Source organism: Alteromonas sp. 4NS20-0143 (genome assembly GCF_057542855.1).
In genome coordinates this window covers 137,843-157,624 of sequence record NZ_BAAJLR010000009.1, presented here as the reverse complement: position 1 = coordinate 157,624, position 19,782 = coordinate 137,843, and the positions used below count along the sequence as shown (strand labels likewise).

18 protein-coding genes are annotated in these 19,782 nt (G+C 43.9%); 7 read left to right on the top strand and 11 right to left on the bottom strand.

From position 1 onward, the window contains the following. Positions 1-462 precede the first annotated feature (462 nt). Positions 463-999 (top strand): gamma carbonic anhydrase family protein, encoded by a 537-nt coding sequence (locus AC27HD_RS16565; RefSeq protein WP_487107204.1) that lies wholly within the window; start codon positions 463-465, stop codon positions 997-999. 268 nt (positions 1,000-1,267) lie between these two features. Here the strand turns inward: AC27HD_RS16565 and aroE are convergent, their stop codons facing one another. Beyond that, positions 1,268-2,119 (bottom strand): shikimate dehydrogenase, encoded by an 852-nt coding sequence (aroE, locus tag AC27HD_RS16560; protein WP_487107202.1) that lies wholly within the window; start codon positions 2,117-2,119, stop codon positions 1,268-1,270. Here aroE and AC27HD_RS16555 point away from each other — a divergent pair. Further along, complete coding sequence (locus AC27HD_RS16555) at positions 2,118-2,549, top strand: group II truncated hemoglobin (RefSeq protein ID WP_487107200.1); 432 nt, start codon at positions 2,118-2,120, stop codon at positions 2,547-2,549. The two genes, aroE and AC27HD_RS16555, sit on opposite strands and share 2 nt — an antisense overlap. Before the next feature lie 207 nt (positions 2,550-2,756). Here AC27HD_RS16555 and AC27HD_RS16550 read toward each other — a convergent pair whose 3' ends face one another. The 7 genes from AC27HD_RS16550 to AC27HD_RS16520 form a co-directional block, all read right to left on the bottom strand. After that, on the bottom strand, positions 2,757-3,431 hold the full coding sequence (locus AC27HD_RS16550) for an OmpW family outer membrane protein (RefSeq protein WP_032095208.1): 675 nt from the start codon (positions 3,429-3,431) through the stop codon (positions 2,757-2,759). Positions 3,432-3,737: 306 nt separating this feature from the next. After that, positions 3,738-4,670, bottom strand: a complete 933-nt coding sequence (gene hemF / locus AC27HD_RS16545) for an oxygen-dependent coproporphyrinogen oxidase (protein ID WP_032095209.1) — start codon at positions 4,668-4,670, stop codon at positions 3,738-3,740. Further along, positions 4,667-5,272, bottom strand: coding sequence for an L-threonylcarbamoyladenylate synthase type 1 TsaC (tsaC, locus tag AC27HD_RS16540; RefSeq protein ID WP_487107197.1), 606 nt, complete (start codon positions 5,270-5,272; stop codon positions 4,667-4,669). Before tsaC ends, hemF begins: the two co-directional genes overlap by 4 nt. A gap of 23 nt (positions 5,273-5,295) precedes the next feature. After that, a complete protein-coding gene (locus tag AC27HD_RS16535; RefSeq protein ID WP_487107195.1) occupies positions 5,296-5,838 on the bottom strand; it encodes a DNA topoisomerase family protein in 543 nt (180 codons plus the stop codon). Positions 5,839-5,938: 100 nt separating this feature from the next. Next, entirely contained in the window at positions 5,939-6,415 is a 477-nt protein-coding gene (locus AC27HD_RS16530; RefSeq protein WP_032095212.1) for a DUF494 family protein, read from the bottom strand. A gap of 1 nt (position 6,416) precedes the next feature. Further along, positions 6,417-7,544 carry a DNA-processing protein DprA gene (gene dprA / locus AC27HD_RS16525; RefSeq protein ID WP_487107193.1) on the bottom strand — a complete coding sequence of 376 codons (1,128 nt, stop codon included), beginning with the start codon at positions 7,542-7,544 and terminating at the stop codon, positions 6,417-6,419. A gap of 40 nt (positions 7,545-7,584) precedes the next feature. Further along, complete coding sequence (locus tag AC27HD_RS16520; protein WP_487107210.1) at positions 7,585-8,667, bottom strand: LysM peptidoglycan-binding domain-containing protein; 1,083 nt, start codon at positions 8,665-8,667, stop codon at positions 7,585-7,587. Between the two features lie 207 nt (positions 8,668-8,874). Here AC27HD_RS16520 and def point away from each other — a divergent pair, with 207 nt between their 5' ends. Genes def through trkA form a run of 4 tightly spaced genes read left to right on the top strand, consistent with a single transcriptional unit; the run spans position 8,875 to position 13,072 of the window. Further along, the gene (gene def, locus AC27HD_RS16515) at positions 8,875-9,384 is read left to right on the top strand and encodes a peptide deformylase (RefSeq protein WP_487107191.1); all 510 of its coding nucleotides are present in this window, start codon (positions 8,875-8,877) and stop codon (positions 9,382-9,384) included. Positions 9,385-9,392: 8 nt separating this feature from the next. Beyond that, positions 9,393-10,349 (top strand): methionyl-tRNA formyltransferase, encoded by a 957-nt coding sequence (fmt, locus tag AC27HD_RS16510; RefSeq protein ID WP_487107189.1) that lies wholly within the window; start codon positions 9,393-9,395, stop codon positions 10,347-10,349. Continuing rightward, a complete protein-coding gene (rsmB, locus tag AC27HD_RS16505) occupies positions 10,346-11,674 on the top strand; it encodes a 16S rRNA (cytosine(967)-C(5))-methyltransferase RsmB (protein WP_487107188.1) in 1,329 nt (442 codons plus the stop codon). The genes fmt and rsmB overlap by 4 nt, the downstream gene beginning before the upstream one ends. A gap of 18 nt (positions 11,675-11,692) precedes the next feature. Further along, positions 11,693-13,072 (top strand): Trk system potassium transporter TrkA, encoded by a 1,380-nt coding sequence (trkA, locus tag AC27HD_RS16500; RefSeq protein ID WP_032095218.1) that lies wholly within the window; start codon positions 11,693-11,695, stop codon positions 13,070-13,072. 25 nt (positions 13,073-13,097) lie between these two features. Here the strand turns inward: trkA and AC27HD_RS16495 are convergent, their stop codons facing one another. Both AC27HD_RS16495 and elbB read right to left on the bottom strand, forming a co-directional pair. Then, on the bottom strand, positions 13,098-14,549 hold the full coding sequence (locus tag AC27HD_RS16495) for a TrkH family potassium uptake protein (protein WP_487107186.1): 1,452 nt from the start codon (positions 14,547-14,549) through the stop codon (positions 13,098-13,100). A gap of 146 nt (positions 14,550-14,695) precedes the next feature. Further along, positions 14,696-15,349, bottom strand: coding sequence for an isoprenoid biosynthesis glyoxalase ElbB (elbB, locus tag AC27HD_RS16490; RefSeq protein ID WP_032095220.1), 654 nt, complete (start codon positions 15,347-15,349; stop codon positions 14,696-14,698). 409 nt (positions 15,350-15,758) lie between these two features. On the opposite strand from elbB, the gene polA reads away from it, so the two are divergent. Continuing rightward, positions 15,759-18,557, top strand: coding sequence for a DNA polymerase I (gene polA / locus AC27HD_RS16485; RefSeq protein WP_487107184.1), 2,799 nt, complete (start codon positions 15,759-15,761; stop codon positions 18,555-18,557). 439 nt (positions 18,558-18,996) lie between these two features. Here the strand turns inward: polA and yihA are convergent, their stop codons facing one another. Then, a complete protein-coding gene (yihA, locus tag AC27HD_RS16480) occupies positions 18,997-19,626 on the bottom strand; it encodes a ribosome biogenesis GTP-binding protein YihA/YsxC (RefSeq protein ID WP_487107182.1) in 630 nt (209 codons plus the stop codon). Positions 19,627-19,782 lie beyond the last annotated feature (156 nt).

The window sequence follows — 19,782 nt, the reverse complement described above, 5'->3', positions numbered from 1 at the left end:
TTTGGTGACTCACTCCGTTTGAGTGAGGTGCGCATTATACGCTGGAAGTTTTTGCTGTCAACACTTTTTGAAAATTTATTTTCTGAAGTGTTACTTCGAAACCCCCGTCTTTACTGGCCTTAACGGTTAGTAGAGACTCGCATTCGTGGGTAAGTCGTTTTGCTTTTCCCCCGAAGCGGATGCGCATTTTAGGGATCTGAGCGCTCACGTCAACAAGTATTTTAAAAAAACTGTCATATTTCGTCTGTTCGCTCAAATATCCCACACAACGCGCAATATTCGCTCTATTTTTACTGTTATTCTCTTATTGAGGTAAACCAATTAGCGTGCTGGGGGGAATATTTGTATAACGGCAATAAGACTTATAACGTATAAATGACGTGAGATAACTATTATTCTATATCTTTAGTTCGCATAATTTGTTTACTACTACCCCCTACGTTTTAAGAAAGGATAAGTATTGTGGCACTACGTACATATAAGTCAGTTGCGCCTAATATAGGAGAGCGCTGTTATATTGATGACTCTTCAGTATTGGTTGGTGATGTAACGCTTGGTGATGATAGCAGTATCTGGCCGCTAGTTGCCGCTAGAGGAGACGTAAACAAAATACAGATTGGCGAGAGAACTAATGTCCAAGATGGTTCGGTACTTCATGTTACTCGCCGAACGACGCAATTTCCTGAGGGGTGTCCCCTTATTATTGGAGATGACGTCACCGTGGGACATAAATGTATGCTGCATGGCTGTCAGTTGGGAAATCGAATTCTCGTTGGTATGGGTGCGATTATTATGGACGGAGCAATTGTCGAAGACGATGTGTTTATCGGCGCAGGGACTTTAGTGCCCCCTAATAAGCGATTAGAAAGTGGTTATCTTTATGTCGGCAACCCTATGCAAAAGAAACGCCCATTAAAAGACAGTGAGTCAGCCTTCCTAAAACAGTCTGCGATTAATTACGTTATGTTAAAAGACGAGTATATAGAGGATAGCCTCTAGGTAGTTACAGCACAGACAAGTATCTACCTTGTAAGCGAGATGCTTCTTAACAAGAGCCCGCAACAAAAATAATTAACAAGCATCTATACAAAGGGGCGTTCAGCAAACGCCCTTTTATAAATACACTTTGCAACGGTATTAGCTTAGAAAGAGTGAACCATATTAGTGAGTCTCTATTTTGTATCACAGCGTTTAATCGAAACGCGTTAGTGAAGCGATGTATAGAAACGTCCTGTTAATGCTAGGTACTTCACTCTTTCAAGACTTTCTACGAATTCTCTATAAGTTCTCGCAACTTCTTCACCACAGTATTGGTGTCTGGTTGCTTTGAAGTCCAAATAGTAAAAGCAGCAGCTGCCTGCTCTACTAGCATACCTAACCCGTCTAAACTTTTTGGTACGCCATGAGACCTTGCCTCTCGCATGAACACTGTTGGAGAGTTCTTATAAACCATATCATAGACCACATCACATTCTTCTAACAACGCCGCAGACATAGCACAAGGTAACTCGCCATCCAGACTAGCCGCAGTAGAGTTAATAATAATATGGGGTCTTACATTGTTAACATCTTCTAATGTGACTACCTCTATATTGGAGTGCCCGGTTTCATCTGCCACCTGCTGTGCTTTCTCCTTGGTTCTATTGGCAATAGTTAATTGCGCAATAGAGGCTTCTATCAAAGGTGATATCACGCCTCGCGCCGCACCACCGGCCCCAATTAACAGCACCCTTTTATTTTTAAGCTCGATGTGATTATTTAAAAGGTCGTTTACCAGCCCAATTCCATCGGTGTTAAAGCCTTTTATATTGTTTTTTGCATTAGTCTCATTACTGCCATTATCAACCTTCATCAGTGTGTTTACTGCTTTGGCATCCTTCGCAGCCTGATCGTCGACCACCGCCATATTGAATGCATCTAGCTTAAACGGCATGGTGACATTACAACCTACTGCGTCTGGCTGTGACAAAAAAGACCTCGCCTTTGCGATAAAGCCCCCCTCTGGTGCTAATATTTTTTCATATGAAATGGCTTCATCACATTGCTGAGCAAACATTTGATGAATGGTTGGTGATAAACTCTGCTCAATAGGGTTTCCAAATACGGCGAATTTTTTCATGGGAATACGTGACTTCTTTAATACAAAACGAAAAGGCGACAATAAGGTCAATGAGACTACACCATATTATCGCTTAGGTGGAGAAGATAAGGTTCGAGAATTAGCCAACCGGTTTTACGATATCATGGAGACCGATCCGATAGCATCAGAGTTATTGGCTATGCACCCCATGCCTTTAGATAAAATTAGGCATGTCTTCTTTCTTTATTTAAGTTTATGGATGGGAGGGCCTGATGATTATCAACAGCAATTCGGTCATCCTAGATTAAGAGCTCGCCACTTACCGTTTTCTGTCACGCCAAATTTAAAAGCACAGTGGATATACTGTATGAGGAAGGCAATGTTTGCCACCACCGATGATATTTTGCTCGCCAATCAGCTGCTTCAGTCGCTAGACCAATTAGCAGAACATATGATCAATTCAAAATAAAAAAGCGCGTTATCGTTAGGCTGTGTTGACCTAATAATAACGCGCAAGTCTTCTTTTGACGATGAGGCTCTTATCGGCTTTTTCGTAGTGCAATGCTTCGCTTTAAAAATCCACGCTTTTACTTGGAATGCTGCTGCAAGGTACGTTACTACAAGAGTTGCAATTACAAGCTAAGCTACCACTAGAGTTACTATTATATAAAACTACCTAAAAGGTATAGCCCACAGATATAGTGTAAACCCAAGGGTCAATTTCAATATCTTCAACCGCACCTCTTGCATCGCCCACGTTAAAAGTTGCTTCAGTATCAATATCAATAAAGCGCACCGATGCATTCACATGCCAACTGTCATCAACGATATAATCCATACCCACCTGTGCTGATAACCCAAAAGAATTATCAAGAGATAAGTCGTTCAATCCAGCTTCGCTATTAGCCGATGTAAATTCTTCATCAAAGATAAAGGTATAGTTGATTCCCGCTCCTACGTAGGGCTGAAACGCTGAGCTAGCATCATTGAAGTAATAGTTTGCGGTAAGAGTAGGAGGTAGGTGCGTGACTTCACCAAGTTGGTTACCTGTACCTAGTGGGTCTGCTACCGAAAATTCGACGTCGTGTTTAAAGGGCGTGGCCGCTAGTAATTCAATATTAATATTGTCAGTAATAAAATACGCGATATTGAGACCCAGCTGAGTATCGTTACCGATATTTAGGGCAACACCTAAGTCTGCGCCACCCGCTAAAATATTTGAAGTAGACTCGTCAGGTGCGACTGTCGTTAAACCACCGCGAACGAGTAAATCACCCTGCTGATGAGCATTAGCAAAAGGGGCAATAGCTGCCAGAGTAAGACAAAGTGCTGAAAGAGTATGTGTACGCATTGTGTGTCTCTTGTGTGTTTAAATAAGATGACGCCACTTTACCCACTTTGGTACACAAGGAATTGATCTAGCGCAATATACCTAGTTCGCTGGACGAACATAGCAGCGCAGGTTGATGTAGATCAAACACCGTCGATAGACTCTTTATTTGTACTGCCCCCAAGATAACCAATGACTCGGTTATTTTCACCTGTAACGCTTGTCGCATTGAGTGGGCTGCGCTATGTCGCATTTTAATTAGCCCTACACTCAACCCCCCACTCAGCCCCGCACTCAGCCCTCCAACTAACCTCACGTCGTGGATGCTCACCAATTTGTTGGCTTTAACCAATCGGTAAGTTTTGATTCTGCGCTACCTGGTGACGGTGAATAACAGTATTCCCAGCGAGCTAATGGGGGCATCGACATCAAAATTGATTCAGTCCTTCCTCCTGTCTGCAAACCGAACAGCGTGCCACGGTCGAATACTAAGTTGAATTCAACGTAGCGCCCTCGTCGGTATAGCTGAAATTCACGCTCTCTTTCACTGTATGCAGTATTTTTACGTCGTTCAATAATGGGCACATACGCATCAATATAACCATTACCCACTGCTTGCATAAAGGCAAAAGACTGGTCAAAACCCCATGCATTAAGGTCATCGAAAAAGAGCCCGCCTACACCACGAGTCTCATTGCGATGCTTCAAATAAAAGTAATCATCGCACCACTCTTTGTACTTTGGATAGACGTCTTCACCAAAGGGCGCGCAGAGTTTTTTAGCAGTATCGTGCCAGTGTTGAACGTCTTCTTTAAACGGGTAAAAAGGCGTTAGGTCGAATCCACCACCAAACCACCATATTGGAGATTCACCCTCTTTCTCGGCTATAAAGAATCGTACATTGGCATGGGAAGTAGGGATGTAAGGGTTATGTGGATGAATGACAAGTGATACACCCATTGCCTGAAAATTTCTGCCGGCTAGCTCTGGTCGATTAGCGGTTGCAGACGCAGGCATTTGACTACCAAAAACGTGTGAAAAATTCACACCGCCCTGCTCCACTACAGCCCCATTTTTCATCACGCGAGAACGGCCACCGCCGCCTTCTTCTCGCACCCAGCTATCTTCGGTAAATTGCCCTTTTCCATCGGCCAACTCTATGGTTTGGCAAATTGTGTCTTGAAGATTTAATAAATACGCTTTAACTGTTTCAATAACATCGGCTGCCTTTTTACCATCAAGTAATTGTGCTGGCTTCATGATCTTATTATTTCTCCCGTATCACCGTCTCTAATTGTACTTGGTTTTTTATTGCCACCAACTTCACCATTTACGTAAGTAACACTGTCTTCAAATACGCTTCTCGCATCTTCAATAGAAAGTGTAGGTGATTGTCCTGCTAAGTTTGCACTTGTAGATACAATGGGCTTACCAATCTTGTTGCATAAGTCCGCAACCAATGGATGATTAGTCACACGCACTGCTATTTTATCGTGCGAGCCTGTAATCCAATACGGTGCTGTCTTCGACTTTGGCAGCAGCCACGTTATAGGACCTGGCCAACTTGAAAAGATGTCAGTACGCCTGTGCTGTAATACCGCTTCGTCATTTACGTAAGGCAGTAGCTGACTATAGTTGGCCGCTATAAGAATAACGCCTTTCTCAACAGAACGTTGCTTAGTTTGAAGCAGTAACTCCACAGCTTCTTTATTATCGGGGTCGCATCCAATGCCCATAACGGCTTCAGTTGGGTAAACCAATAACTTACCAGCATGAAATGCTTCCACAACAGGATCAGCCGAGGTCTGCTCGACCTCAACTGGATTGTATATATCCACTTGCCCTTTTTGGGTATCAGACATTTATAGTTATCTCTAGGTGGTGATTATTGTTTAAAGCCGCACGATGGTTGAGGGCAAACATATTGACCTTTCTTATCAATCAATACGCCCCAACCACACTCTGGACATTGCTCATTGACTGGCTCGAAATTTAGCACATATCGGCATTTAGGATAATGATTGCACGCAAAAAATTGCTTTCCAAACTTGCTGGTGCGAGAAATTAGTTCGCCTGACTGACACTTAGGGCAGCGAACTTGGGTTTCTTCCTGCTGCTTCAACGGGGCGATAAAGTGACACGAAGGAAAGTTAGTGCAACCGATAAACATGCCATAGCGGCCTTTTTTGATCCCGAGTTCTGATTGACAGTCGGGACACGCTACGCCGTCTAACGTTTTAAGGAGAGCGGTTTGATTGTCATGTAACGGTTTACTGAAGTGACACTCAGGATATGCGGTACACCCCATGAAAGGGCCGGTTTTACTATTTTTTATATGAAGTGGCTTACCGCATTCAGGGCAGTCACCAAAGCTTTCTTCTAATGCGTGCTCATGAGCAGAAAATAACGAGTGGTCAATTTTAGACATGATGGTTTATAACACACACTTTGAAGCGTTCTCTTTGCTAAGCAGGCATTGTAGGCACAGTACCTGCAAAGAGAGCCCTAGGAATAATAACGCATGTAGATTAATGTAAAACACCATCTGGCTCTTCGAAGAGTAAATCTTCCATTTGCGCATAAGCCTTTTCTTTACCCGGCACATTGAACAGAACCATCAATACTACCCACTTTAAGTCTTCTAAACAGAACTCGTTAGAATCAATTTCCATAACGCGGTCTATTACCATTTCACGGGTAGATGCATCGAGCACATTCACTTGCTCAAGAAACATCAGAAATCCTCTACATTCCACGTCCAAGCGCATTTGCTCTTCATGGGTATAGATTCGACTTAAGCTTGTATTAATCCCTTTGCAAAAGTAAGGCTTGATGTCTGTCTCTTGCAGGGCGGCTAACTTTTCTAGCCATGCTAGCGCTTTATATATTTCATCGTGATGAAAACCTGCGCGCACGAGCTCGTCGGTCAATTCGTCTTGATCGACACGAATTTCAGTCTCACTATGGATGAAATTTTCAAACAGATACATGAGGATATCGAACATTTTATTTGCCCCTCAATTTAATGTAACCGCCAGGGACAGCAGTTACTAAACCGCACAACTCGTATTCTAATAATAATGCCATTGCCTGCTGTACAGGCATGGAGCCGCGCTGCGCTATAACATCTATTGCGGTAACGTCGTAATCCACACTAGCTAATAATTTGTCAGTTGCCAAGCTATTCACTTCACTTTTTTCATTCTCAACATTCAGGATATTCCTCGTACACAAGGGCTCTATAGCAAGTTCGTCAAAGATATCATCGACGTTAGTCACTAATTTAGCGCCCTGCTGGATTAACCAATGGCAACCCTCAGAATAAGAATGATATACGCTTCCGGGAATGGCAAAAACATCTCTCCCTAGATCTGCGGCCAAATTCGCCGTAATCAAGGTGCCACTTTTAATTTTTGCCTCAACCACCAGCGTTCCGAGCGATATTGCAGCAATTAATCTATTTCTTCTTGGGAAATGCCAGGCTTTAGCGGGTACACCGGGGAAGAACTCTGTGATAACAGCGCCTTCAGCATTAATTATATCAGCATGTAATGGCCTGTGTTTATAGGGGTAAATTGTATCTGGCCCTGTTCCCATTACGGCGATTGTTTTGCCTACCCCTTTAAGCGCACCTTTATGGGCTGCGGCATCAATTCCTAACGCCATACCGCTAGTTACCGTTATTCCTGCATCAGCTAGTGCTGTTGCCATTTCTTCAGCGATGCTTCTTCCCTGATGGCTAGCACGGCGGCTTCCCACCATTGCGACTTGAGGCTGTTGCAAAAGCAGCGGATTTCCAATGACAAAAAGAACAAGCGGAGGGCTATCTAACGTTTTGAGCATCTCTGGATACTCACAACACCCAAACGTTATTATATGTCGCTCTGTTTCTGCATCTAACCACATCAGTGCTTTTTTAACTGATTGTTCAGAAATTTTGTCAAATAAGAGGGTTGCAGTTTTTGGCGCGCTTTTTAGAAAAGAGGCTTTGCTTGTAGATGTAAGAAGCGCTTCTGGATTGCAGTTAAGCTCACTTAGTAATGTCAGCCATTTTTTTGTAGCAACGCTGTATGCCGAGGCCAGACGTATCCACGCCATTGATTGTGCTGTGATAGATGCAGAATTGTGATGCATTGCCGCTCCAAGTCGGTGCGGCAATGTTTACAGCATAACGTTAGGGGTGAGCAACAATAAAGCCGCGTTGAATTCCCGTGTTCGCCCGCGTGATCAAACCATAGCTTGCCGCATTAAAGGTTTTGTAAATGATGATCTCTCCCACCTTGAGTGCGGGTTGTTCAACGGTGTTAGCAAACCAGTCTCTACTTTTTTGCATGTCTGATTTGTTTGTATATTTTGGCAATTCATCGTTAATAATTGATGGCCCTTTCGCGTATACACCCATTACGGTGCCCGGCTCTACCTCAGTGTTACCTAAATCTAGAATAACCACGTCGTATTTACCGAGTAAATCATGGTCGTGCAGGTCGCCGACAACAAAGCCTCTTTGCGCCTTTGCGGGCTTAAGCACCAGGCTTTTCTCGTGAGAAAAGTCGCCGTCAAAAATCTTATCACCCAAGTTTGTCTCTTGTGTCGAGGCAGTTAACGACAACAGCATTGAGTCATCGCTTATCGATTCTTTAAACACTGACGCATCTGCAACGTGTGAGATTTGAACGCCCAGCTCGCGGCCATCGAGGTTTTTTATAATAGATTGCTTTCTTACGATACGTAACTGGTCTGGGGTATTGTATTGAGGCTCGCTGACCACGAGATTATTGGCGGCAAAACGCACATTTGCGTCCTTATTGCCAAGCACTCGCGGTAGAACCTCATAACTGTCTTTATCAACTATGGTGTGCTGATTTATAAATGGTGCTATCTCGCTCCAAGCCAATGTATTAATAGGCGAGGGTTTCACCCGTTTTTCTGTTTGAGGAGAAAGTGAAACTAAGGGTTTCTCTCTGGCGATGGAAAGCACTGGCTCCCCGTTTATCATACCTACCACAATGACATCACCAGGATAAATTAAGTGGGGATTATCGATTTGCGTATTGGTTCGCCATAGTTCAGGCCATAGCCAAGGCTCGTTAAGAAAGATGTTAGCGATATCCCACAGCGTGTCGCCGCGCTCTACGGTATAAGTTTGCGGTGCACTGTCTTTTAGCTGCAGCGCGAGTACAGGTAGCGCAAAAATTGCCAGAGCTGCAGCCAACATTACTCGCCCGTATTTGTATAATCGCTTTTTCAAATTAACCACCTGCAAAAGATTCACTGTCACTTATTGTTGCTTTTTAAGACAATACCACTATATCGACAGTTACACGTATTCTTAAAGGACTTGAGCAAAAAACTGCACCATAGTCTGTGTTATACGTTAGAATAGTTAGTAAATCTGCACTGTAAAGTGCATTGGTAAATAGATCGTATATGAATTTATACAGCGAAAAGGCAAAGTAAGCGACAAATGGCAATATTAGATGTATTAAGTTTTCCAGATGAGCGTCTTCGCACGGTAGCTAAGCCGGTAGATGACGTTAACGATGAAATTAAGCAACTCGTTGCTGATATGTTCGAAACGATGAAAGACGAAAAGGGTATTGGCCTTGCGGCTACTCAGGTCGACCGTCACGTTCGAGTAGTGGTTATGGATGTATCGGAAGAGCAAGATGAGCCACGAGTTTTCATTAACCCTGAAATTACACGCAAAGAAGGCGAAACCATAAGCGAAGAAGGCTGTCTTTCTGTGCCGGGCAACTATGCAAAAGTTGAACGTGCAGAAACTATCACAGTTAAAGCGCTTGACGAAAATGGTGACGCATTTGAATTAGAGGCTGAGGGTCTGTTAGCAATTTGCATACAGCATGAACTCGATCACTTGAAAGGCACTCTTTTCATCGATTATCTCTCGCCGCTAAAGCGTCAGCGTATTCGCAAAAAGCTTGAAAAAGAAGCCAGATTAGCAGCGAAAGCTTAAGGAAAATCGTGACAGCGCCACTTAACGTTATTTTTGCCGGTACACCGGATTTTGCAGCTAAACACTTGTCGGCATTGATTGACAGTGAGCACAATATTATCGCCGCTTATACGCAACCAGACCGCCCTGCCGGTCGAGGAAAAAAACTTACTGCAAGCCCGGTAAAGCAATTAGCCCAAGAGCACAACATACCCGTTTACCAACCAGCCTCCTTAAAAGATGACGAAGCGCAGCAAACGCTTTGCGCACTTGATGCCGATATTATGGTGGTTGTCGCTTACGGACTATTGCTGCCAAAAGTAATCTTAGATGCGCCTAGGCAAGGTTGTATTAACGTTCACGGGTCTATCTTACCTAAATGGCGCGGTGCCGCACCAATCCAGCGGGCAATTTGGGCAGGCGACGCTGAAACAGGCGTTACCATTATGCAAATGGACGAAGGGTTAGATACCGGAGACATGCTGCATATAGCCACGTTACCCATTACACCGCTTGACACCAGCGCGAGCATGTACGACAAACTTGCCGAACTTGGTCCTAAAGCCCTTGTTGATGTATTAGACCGCATTGAAACGCTAATTCCTCAAAAGCAAGATGATGCGCTTGCGACCCACGCGAAAAAGCTATCTAAAGAAGAAGCCTTGATTAAATGGGAAGACAGCGCAGAGCAAATTGAAAGAAATATCAGAGCGTTTAACCCTTGGCCCGTGGCGTGGATGAAGGTAGAAGAGCAAAATATTAAAGTGTGGGCGGCGTATGTCGAACCGCTTATCAATGACGCCCCTCCCGGTACCATTGTTAATTCCAGCAAAGAGGGAATAACCGTAGCAACAGGGAAAGGCGCGCTCACAATTACGCTTCTGCAAATCCCAGGTAAAAAACCCTTGCCCGCGGCTGATGTCATTAACGCACGCAAAGCGTGGTTCGAAACAGGCCGCTCATTGCGTCAAGAGAGCGATAAGTGAAGCCCCTTCCGCTACCTAAACAAAAGAACCTGCGTGCAGATTGCGCATGGGTTATCTATCAAATACTAGAGCAAGGCAAGTCTTCTCGAGACTGCTTAGAGCGTGTGCAGCGGCGACATAACGCTAGAGACAATGCTTGGCTTCAAGAGATGTCACTGGGTGTAATGCGAAAACTTCCCGTACTGCAATACTGGCTAAGAACATTGCTCGACCGCCCTCTAAAGGGTAACAAAAAGGTGATAGAGCACCTTATTATGCTGGGGTTATACCAACTCGCCTTTTCAAGAGTCAGTAAGCATGCCGCTGTTGGGGAAACCGTCGCAGCAGCATCGTACTTGGGAGGCACTGGCTTAAAAGGGTTGGTAAACGCAGTATTACGAAACTTTCAACGTGAAGAACTCATCGATAAGGCTATCGACGATCCTATTATTAATAGCGGTATGCCTAAATGGCTTTATAAAGCCATAGAAAGCGCATACCAAGATGGTGCCGATACAATACGCCAGTCAACTAATGAAATGGCGCCTATATGGCTTAGGGTAAACACCCAGCAAATCGAACGTGATGAATTTGCAACGCTGTTAACTCAGGCCGGTATTGAGTTTTCGTTAAGTGAATCCCACCCTGATGGCGTTATACTGAAGTATCGTGAAGATATAACTGCACTGCCTGGTTTCGACAAAGGTTTTTTTGCCGTTCAAGATGGCGCCGCACAATTAGCCGCTCGCTACTTAGACCCACAAAATGGAGAAAGAATTCTAGACTGTTGTGCAGCTCCAGGTGGAAAGACAGGTCATATTGCCGAACGAGCGCCGAAACTGTCCTACTGTTTAGCATTAGATGCTGATGAAAAGCGTTTGCAACGAGTGCATGAAAATATGACTCGTTTAAAACATACCGTTGACGTAAAGCAAGGTGACGCAACCAATCCTTCACAGTGGTGGGATGGAATACCGTTCGATCGTATTTTGTTAGATGCTCCCTGCTCTGCTACCGGCGTTATTCGTCGTCATCCTGATATTCGATGGCTTAGGAAGTCCAGTGACATAGACAACTTAGCGGCATTACAGCGAGAGATACTGGAAGCACTTTGGACAACATTAAAACCTGGTGGAACCATGCTTTATGCCACCTGCTCCATTTTGCCAAAAGAAAACAAAGATCAAATTAAACGCTTTGTTGCAGAAACAGATGACGCAACATTAGTCCCTCTTATTAAAACAGAAACCAGTGAAAATCCGGGTCGCCAAATTCTACCAGGCGAACAACAAATGGATGGTTTCTATTATGCGAGGCTGGTAAAGTCGTCTGGCGAATCGGTGTAATAAGGCAAAGTAATAACGATGAAAATCATCATTTTGGGTGCGGGTCAGGTCGGTGGAACACTAGCCGAAAATTTGGTGGGTGAAAATAACGAGATTACGGTTATTGACTCTGACCCCAGTATTCTTCGCTCGCTCCAAGATAGACTCGATTTGCAGGTAGTCACTGGCGTAGGCTCTCATCCAGACGTGTTGCGCAGTGCGGGTGCAGAAGATGCCGATATGCTCATTGCTGTAACGAACAGTGATGAAAGTAACATGCTAGCGTGTCAGGTTGCTTACAGCCTGTTTAAAACCCCCACAAAAATTGCTCGGGTACGCTCTGAGCAATACATCATTTATCAAGCACAACTTTACAAGCAACAAGACATTCCTGTTGATCACATCATTGCACCAGAACAACTCGTCACCAAAGCCATTAAACGATTAATTGACTACCCTGGAGCGCTTCAGGTTGTAGAATTTGCTGAAGGCAAAGCAAGTCTTGTTGCAGTAAAAGCCTATTATGGCGGTTTGTTGGTGGGACATGCCCTGTCAGCCCTTAAAGACCACATGCCTAATGTGGAAACGAGAGTAGCGGCTATATACCGCCGTGGACGACCCATACGCCCATTAGGTACAACGGTAATAGAAGCAGATGATGAAGTATTCTTTATTGCTGCAACGAAGCACATACGCGCCGTAATGAGTGAACTGCAAAAGTTAGAGTCTAGCTACAAGCGCATCATGATTGCCGGTGGTGGACTTATTGGCGCAGGGCTGGCGAAAAAGCTTGAGCATAACCACAACGTTAAGCTCATCGAATTTAGTCCAGAACGAGCCAAATACCTCGCAGCGCACCTAGATAAAACCATCGTATTTAGCGGTGATGCATCAGATCCAGAGCTACTCGGCGAAGAAAATATAGAACAGGTCGACGCTTTTATTGCCGTTACCAACGACGATGAAGCTAATATTATGTCAGCCATGCTCGCCAAGCGCATGGGTGCTAAAAAGGCAATGGTGCTGATACAGCGCGGCGCCTATGTAGATTTGGTACAAGGTGGTGAAATTGACATTGCCTTTTCTCCCCAGCAAGCCACGATTTCAGCTCTACTTACCCACGTAAGGCGTGGCGACATAGTGAACGTTTACTCACTACGCAGAGGCGCTGCCGAAGCAATAGAGGCAATTGCCCATGGTGATGAAAATACGTCTAAGGTCGTAGGCAAGCAAATTGGTGATATTAAATTACCACCTGGCACAACTATTGGTGCGGTAGTAAGAGACGAGCAAGTGATTATTGCTCACAGCGATACAAAAATTGAGGCTAACGATCACATCATTTTGTTCTTAGTTGATAAGAAGTATATCGGCGATGTGGAAAAGCTGTTTCAGCCCAGCGCGTTTTTCTTTGGCTGAGACATATTGAACTTCTTATACAAGCTTAGCTTCGCCAAAATGTAGGTGAAAATAGTACAAGAAGCGAGAATACTTCTAAACGACCAAATACCATCGCCAATACAAGTAGCCACTTGCCGCCATCCGTCACATCTGCATAGTTTGCCGCAACGCTGCCTAAGCCTGGTCCAAGGTTATTGAGCATTGCTGCTGTTGCTGTAAACGCACTTAAATTATCTAAGCCCGTGGCTATCAACCCTATCATGATAAGTACAAACACAATGGCATAGGCAGAGAAGAATCCCCACACCGCTTCCACTACCTTATCTGGCATGGCTCTGTCACCAAACTTAACTGCATACACTGCCTTGGGGTGGATAAGCCTGTCGACTTCACGCCTGCCTTGTAAGAACAGTAAACAAACACGTACTACTTTTAGTCCGCCACCGGTTGAGCTAGCGCAACCTCCTATAAAGCTTGAAAAAATCAGCATTATAGGTAGGAACGTAGGCCATATCGAGAAATCTGTGGTTGCGAAACCTGCTGTAGTACTGATTGAAACGGCCTGAATCATTGCCTGATCAAGGGCCGTTTCCGCCGAACTGTAATATCCAGAAAGCGTGAGAACTAAAAAGCAGATGGAGATAAGCGAAGCCTGTATGATAAAAAAGGCTTTGAACTCAGGGTCTTTGAAGTAGCCTCGCATGGAGCGAGAGCTTACCGCGGCGTAGTGAAGTGAAAAGTTAAGCGCTGCAATAAGTAGGAATACGGTACACACCACATTAACCATTGGGCTTGAAAAATAGCCTAAACTGGCATCGTGGTTTGAAAACCCGCCAATGGCGACCGTAGAAAACGCATGGCATATGGCATCAAACACATTCATTCCAGCAAGCCAATATGCACCGGCACACGCAATAGTAATTGATAGATAGATGTACCAAAGATGCTTTGCAGTATCAGCAATACGCGGGGTCATTTTGTTGTCTTTTACCGGACCAGGTGTTTCAGCACGGTATAGCTGCATGCCACCAACACCTAAAATAGGCAGTATCGCAACAGCCAGTACAATGATCCCCATCCCACCAAGCCATTGAAGCTGCTGACGATAGAACTGAACGGAATGCGGCAGAAAGTCTATACCCTCTATTACCGTAGCGCCCGTTGTGGTTAATCCAGAAAACGACTCGAAAAACGCGTCGGTCACCGTCATGCTCGGCTGTTCGAGCAATATTAGAGGTATAGCACCAACACTCGCCAGCACCGACCAAAACAGTGCCACAATCAAAAAGCCCTCTCTTGCTCGTAGGTCATTCTTCTGTTGTCTATTGGGGTACCACAACGCCATACCACCCACTACGCATAGGATAAACGCAAGCGTAAATGGAAGCCCGCTGCCGTCTTGGTAAATAAGAGACACAATACCGGGGGGTATCATTGTGACGCTGAATAACGCAATGAGTAACCCTAAAATACGAACGATGGCACGGTAGTGCATTTTATTATGCCTTTCTTTTTATGATGGCTTACGATGTTAAGTCGCGAATAAATAACAGAAAACGAAATACGCTATATCGCCGATTATAGGGCTATATGACTTAGGGAGAAACGATTTGTTTTCTCCCTGTTTCTAATTTTTCTCGGTTACTTCATTCCAAGTACCGTTTTTACCATTTTTGAAATACTGCGGTGAGCTTGGGACACATTTTCTGCAAGCATGTAAGCTGGCGTAGTCACCAGTTTTACATCATTGTCGATTACAACGTCATCTACATCACAGTCAACGTGGGAAGCACCAAGTGCATTTAGCCCTTCTGCCGTTCCTTTGTCATTGCCGATAGTCAGTTTTACGCCGTTACCGTAGACTTTTGCAGCAAGTGCAGGTGCAATACATGCATATGCGGCTGGCTTTCTGGCTTTTGCAAATGCCTGACATACCGTCAACACATCTTCATTAAATGAACAATCGGCACCATCTACAGCAAACGTACATAGATTTTTTGCAGCACCAAACCCACCGGGTAAGACTAACACATCAAATTCATCAACATTGCATTCAGTTAACGGCTTTATGTCGCCCCGAGTAATGCGCGCGGACTCAATCAATACGTTTCGGGTCTCGCCCTCAACCACATCGCCGGTTAAGTGATTGATTACATGTAGCTGGTCTACATTCGGCGCAAAGCACTGATATGACGCTCCTTCTAATTCAATAGCAAGCAAAGTGAGGACGGCTTCTTGTAACTCTGCGCCGTCATAGACACCACTTCCACTTAGAATCACAGCAACTTGCTTCATATTTTTCCTCCAGACTAGGTCGTTCATGACTTATGCAATTTTTGGCTATAAAACAACCAAACTTTTTAAAAAAGTTCTTAACATTACGTATATGTTTTGTAAATTCTTATGCTACATTATTGCGCTGATTTGGTTAAACGAAATATCACGTACACCAAGTTATCCACATAAAATGGAATGTTCTGTAGCAGGTATGCTGTGTTCTCATCATTGCTTCATTCCCTTATTTTTCTTGCATTCAGCCTTGATCTTTTATTTTTATATGATCAATTGGATCAGTGTGTCTGAATATTTAGATCACAAAGTTATCCACAGCCCACTGTCCTAGTTATCTGTCAGCCCTATATGGCGATCTTTCCCTTCCTGTGGCATCCTTGCGATCATTATCTATGTTGGAAAGTTATCCTCTATGCCTGAATCTAAAAAGTCTCCTTTTATCCTCGTTGACGGTTCTTCTTATCTCTTTCGAGCCTTCCATGGGCTGCCGCCGCTAACAAACTCTAAAGGGCAAGATACCGGCGCCATTTACGGCGTGGTAAATATGCTCAAAAGCCTTATCAAACAATATAACCCAACCCATATGGCGGTAATATTTGATGCAAAGGGTAAAACATTTAGAGACGATATTTACGCTGAATATAAAGCTAATCGCCCTCCTATGCCAGACGAGCTAAGAAGTCAGATAGCACCTCTGCACACTATTATTAAAGCAATGGGGCTACCGGTAATTGTTGAATCGGGTGTTGAGGCCGATGACGTTATCGGCACTCTGGCTAAACACGCAACCGAGAAAGGCATAGATACGGTTATCAGTACTGGTGACAAAGACATGGCGCAGTTGGTCAATCAACATGTCACGCTTATTAATACCATGACAAATCAGGCAATGGATATTGAGGGCGTTAATACCAAGTTTGGTATTCCTCCCGAGCTGGTTATTGATTTCTTAGCATTGAAGGGCGACAAAGTAGATAATATTCCAGGCGTGCCGGGCGTTGGTGACAAAAGCGCTCAAGCGCTGCTTAACGGCATCGGTGGTATCGATGAGATATACAAGAACTTGGATAAGATTGCTGATCTGTCTTTTCGAGGCAGCAAAACCATGGCTGCTAAAATGTCGGAATATGAAGAGCAAGCTAGGCTGTCATATACGTTAGCAACTATCAGTATAGATTTAGATCTCGATTACGATGTAGAAGCGTTAATGCCAACGTCGGCAGATAATGAAACCCTGCGCGACCTATTTGCAGAATATGAATTTAAACGATGGCATTCAGAGGTTAGCGCACTTTTAAGCGCGGGCGATGCCCAGCCATCCGTTGCATCTAAAAACGACGCGTCTGACTCTTCTGTTGATGCATCAGAAAGCGCTTTCTCAGACGATGCGCAAATCGATCGCTCTCAATATAAGGTTGTTTTTAAAGAAGAACAATTTACCGCATGGGTGGAAAAGCTAAAACAAGCAAAGCTGTTTGCCTTTGATACTGAAACCACTAGCCTCAGCTACATGGACGCTGAAATTGTTGGTGTTTCTTTTTGTATAGAGCCGGGCAAAGCTGCCTATGTGCCTGTGGCTCATGACTACCCAGATGCACCAGATCAGCTATCTAGAGATTATGTCCTTGAAACGCTCAAGCCTATCCTAGAGTCTCCATCTTCTATCAAAGTTGGCCAGCATATTAAATACGATAAGAATGTACTGGCCAATTATGACATTACGCTTAATGGAATTGGCTTTGACACCATGCTAGAAAGTTACATGCTCAATAGCACGGCGCAGCGACATGATATGGACTCGTTAGCACTCGCCTACTTAGGCCATAAAACGATTCATTTTGAAGACATTGCCGGTAAAGGTGCTAAGCAACTTACGTTCAATCAAATTAACTTAGACGAAGCTGGACCATACGCGGCAGAAGATGCCGATATTACCCTTCGTCTTCACCATGCAATTTGGGAAAAGCTTGAGCCAATTGATTCGTTAAAGCGTCTACTTATTGATGTTGAAGTGCCCTTAGCATGTGTACTTTCCCGCATGGAACAACAGGGCGTGTTAATTGATAGCCAACAGTTGAGTCAACAAAGCCAAGACCTGGCAACTCGCATTGCAGAATTAGAAAAAGAAGTTCACGAAGAAGCGGGCGAAACATTTAACTTGGGGTCTACAAAACAGCTGCAGCATATTCTTTTTGAGAAGATGTCGTTGCCTATTGTTAAGAAAACGCCAAAAGGTGCGCCTTCAACTTCTGAGGATGTGTTACAAGAACTAGCATTAGAATATCCCTTGCCTCAGAAAATTATGGAGTATAGAGGGTTAACTAAGCTCAAAAATACGTATACCGATAAGCTTCCGAAAATGATTAACCATCGTACTGGCAGAGTTCACACGTCGTATCATCAAGCAGTGACAGCGACAGGTCGCCTATCCTCTACCGATCCCAATTTACAAAATATTCCTATTCGAAATGAAGCCGGTCGCCGCGTTAGACAAGCCTTTGTGCCAAGAAAAGGCAACAAGATAGTCGCAGCCGATTACTCACAAATAGAGCTTCGTATTATGGCGCACCTGTCGAAAGACAAAGGCTTACTTGATGCGTTTGCGAATGGGAAGGATATACATAAAGCAACCGCTGCCGAAGTATTCGGCATTGCCCTTGACGATGTTACCATCGAGCAGCGTAGAAGCGCCAAAGCCATTAACTTTGGTTTGATTTACGGCATGAGCGCATTCGGGTTAGCCAAACAGCTTAATATTCCACGTAACGAAGCACAGAAATACATGGATCTGTATTTTGAACGCTACCCTGGTGTACTCGATTATATGGACAGCACCCGAGAGAGCGCAAAAGACAAAGGTTACGTTGAAACTGTGTTTGGCCGACGTTTGTATCTACCAGATATTAAAGCAAGCAATGGAGCGCGAAGAAAAGGGGCTGAGAGAGCGGCTATCAATGCACCAATGCAAGGTACAGCGGCTGACGTCATAAAGATGGCCATGATAAAAGTGGACGATTGGATTGCGAAAAACGCCAGTGACGACGTTACTATGATGATGCAGGTGCACGATGAACTGGTATTTGAAATAAAAGAAGACAAAATTGATGATTATGTCAGCACCATAAAAACTCTTATGGAAAGTGCTGCCACGCTAAATGTGCCGCTGGATGTTGAGGTAGGTATTGGTGAAAACTGGGATGAAGCTCATTAATTGGGTACAGACGCTTTGATCAATTCAGTAATTTGATTACAGCTTAATTAATTAAGTCGTATGTAATTTATCCATATTTGGTAATTAAATTACAATTTATACTTGCCTTTTTGTGCTCTTGTTGTAACATTACCAATGTAGGGTACAGAGGTGAGAAAGCTGTTTTCAAACCTTTGCTTTAACCCCGGTCATTTACCGGGGTTTTTTTATGCCTGTTGAAAAATGCCACTAATGAGAGGCGCCACAAATGAAAAGTACCACTAATGAAAGGTGCCAAAAAGAAATTCTGGTAGTAACGGAAGCGCAGACAGAATTAGCATTTTCATTTATTTTCTACTTATTTTGAACTTTTCGTTTTTCACCCAATCTATATCTTCGGTTTTTATGTGTTTTCTCTCATTCAATGCCTCGTTTTTTAGCGAGGCATTTTTTTTGCTTTTTATTCAGCAGCCAAAACTTCATCATCGTCAGAAGTAGTGCGACCAAGCCACTTATCAAGCATCTGCTCAAGTTCAGGCAAACCGTGACGATTTAAGGAAGAAAACGTATTAACGGTAACATCGCCCATGAACGCTAATGCCGCCTCTTGTGCCATCAGTAACTGAGCCTTGCGCTTACCAGATTTAAGTTTGTCAGCCTTTGTCAGTAGCGCAAGCACTGGAATACCAGCGTCTACAGCCCAATGAATTAGGTCTTGGTCTAAATCTTTAAACGGATGACGAATATCCATTAAAACAACCAGTCCTTTCAATGATTTGCGTTTTTGCAAATATTCACCAAGTGACTTCTGCCACTTAAGCTTGGTCGCCATAGGTACTTTTGCAAAGCCATAGCCGGGCAAATCTACTAGACGTAAATTGTCATCCAACTCGAACACGTTGATCAACTGTGTTCTTCCTGGCGTTTTACTTGTTCTTGCCAAGTTTTTTTGGCGGGTTAACGTGTTTAGCGCGCTGGACTTACCGGCATTTGAGCGACCGGCAAATGCAACCTCTATCCCAGAATCATCTTTCAAATGACGAATGTCAGGTGCACTGGTAAAGAACTTTGCTTTGGTGTAATACGACATCTAGACTTACCTCCACATGCGTCATAACGTCTGGTTTACAGCTTTTTAATGTTAAAACAGACCAAAACCCTTAGATTTATCATGGAATAGGTTTTTCTGACGCGTTAAATGTGTAAAATACGGATTATATCACGTATCTAACGTGAGCCGTTGGAA

Coding starts and splice junctions, on each gene's coding strand:
- AC27HD_RS16555 (WP_487107200.1), top strand. CDS start 2,118: ATGGGAATACGTGACTTCTTTAATACAAAACGAAAAGGCGACAATAAG.
- aroE (WP_487107202.1), bottom strand. CDS start 2,119: ATGAAAAAATTCGCCGTATTTGGAAACCCTATTGAGCAGAGTTTATCA.
- AC27HD_RS16550 (WP_032095208.1), bottom strand. CDS start 3,431: ATGCGTACACATACTCTTTCAGCACTTTGTCTTACTCTGGCAGCTATT.
- hemF (WP_032095209.1), bottom strand. CDS start 4,670: ATGAAGCCAGCACAATTACTTGATGGTAAAAAGGCAGCCGATGTTATT.
- tsaC (WP_487107197.1), bottom strand. CDS start 5,272: ATGTCTGATACCCAAAAAGGGCAAGTGGATATATACAATCCAGTTGAG.
- AC27HD_RS16535 (WP_487107195.1), bottom strand. CDS start 5,838: ATGTCTAAAATTGACCACTCGTTATTTTCTGCTCATGAGCACGCATTA.
- AC27HD_RS16530 (WP_032095212.1), bottom strand. CDS start 6,415: ATGTTCGATATCCTCATGTATCTGTTTGAAAATTTCATCCATAGTGAG.
- dprA (WP_487107193.1), bottom strand. CDS start 7,544: ATGCATCACAATTCTGCATCTATCACAGCACAATCAATGGCGTGGATA.
- def (WP_487107191.1), top strand. CDS start 8,875: ATGGCAATATTAGATGTATTAAGTTTTCCAGATGAGCGTCTTCGCACG.
- trkA (WP_032095218.1), top strand. CDS start 11,693: ATGAAAATCATCATTTTGGGTGCGGGTCAGGTCGGTGGAACACTAGCC.
- AC27HD_RS16495 (WP_487107186.1), bottom strand. CDS start 14,549: ATGCACTACCGTGCCATCGTTCGTATTTTAGGGTTACTCATTGCGTTA.
- elbB (WP_032095220.1), bottom strand. CDS start 15,349: ATGAAGCAAGTTGCTGTGATTCTAAGTGGAAGTGGTGTCTATGACGGC.
- polA (WP_487107184.1), top strand. CDS start 15,759: ATGCCTGAATCTAAAAAGTCTCCTTTTATCCTCGTTGACGGTTCTTCT.
- yihA (WP_487107182.1), bottom strand. CDS start 19,626: ATGTCGTATTACACCAAAGCAAAGTTCTTTACCAGTGCACCTGACATT.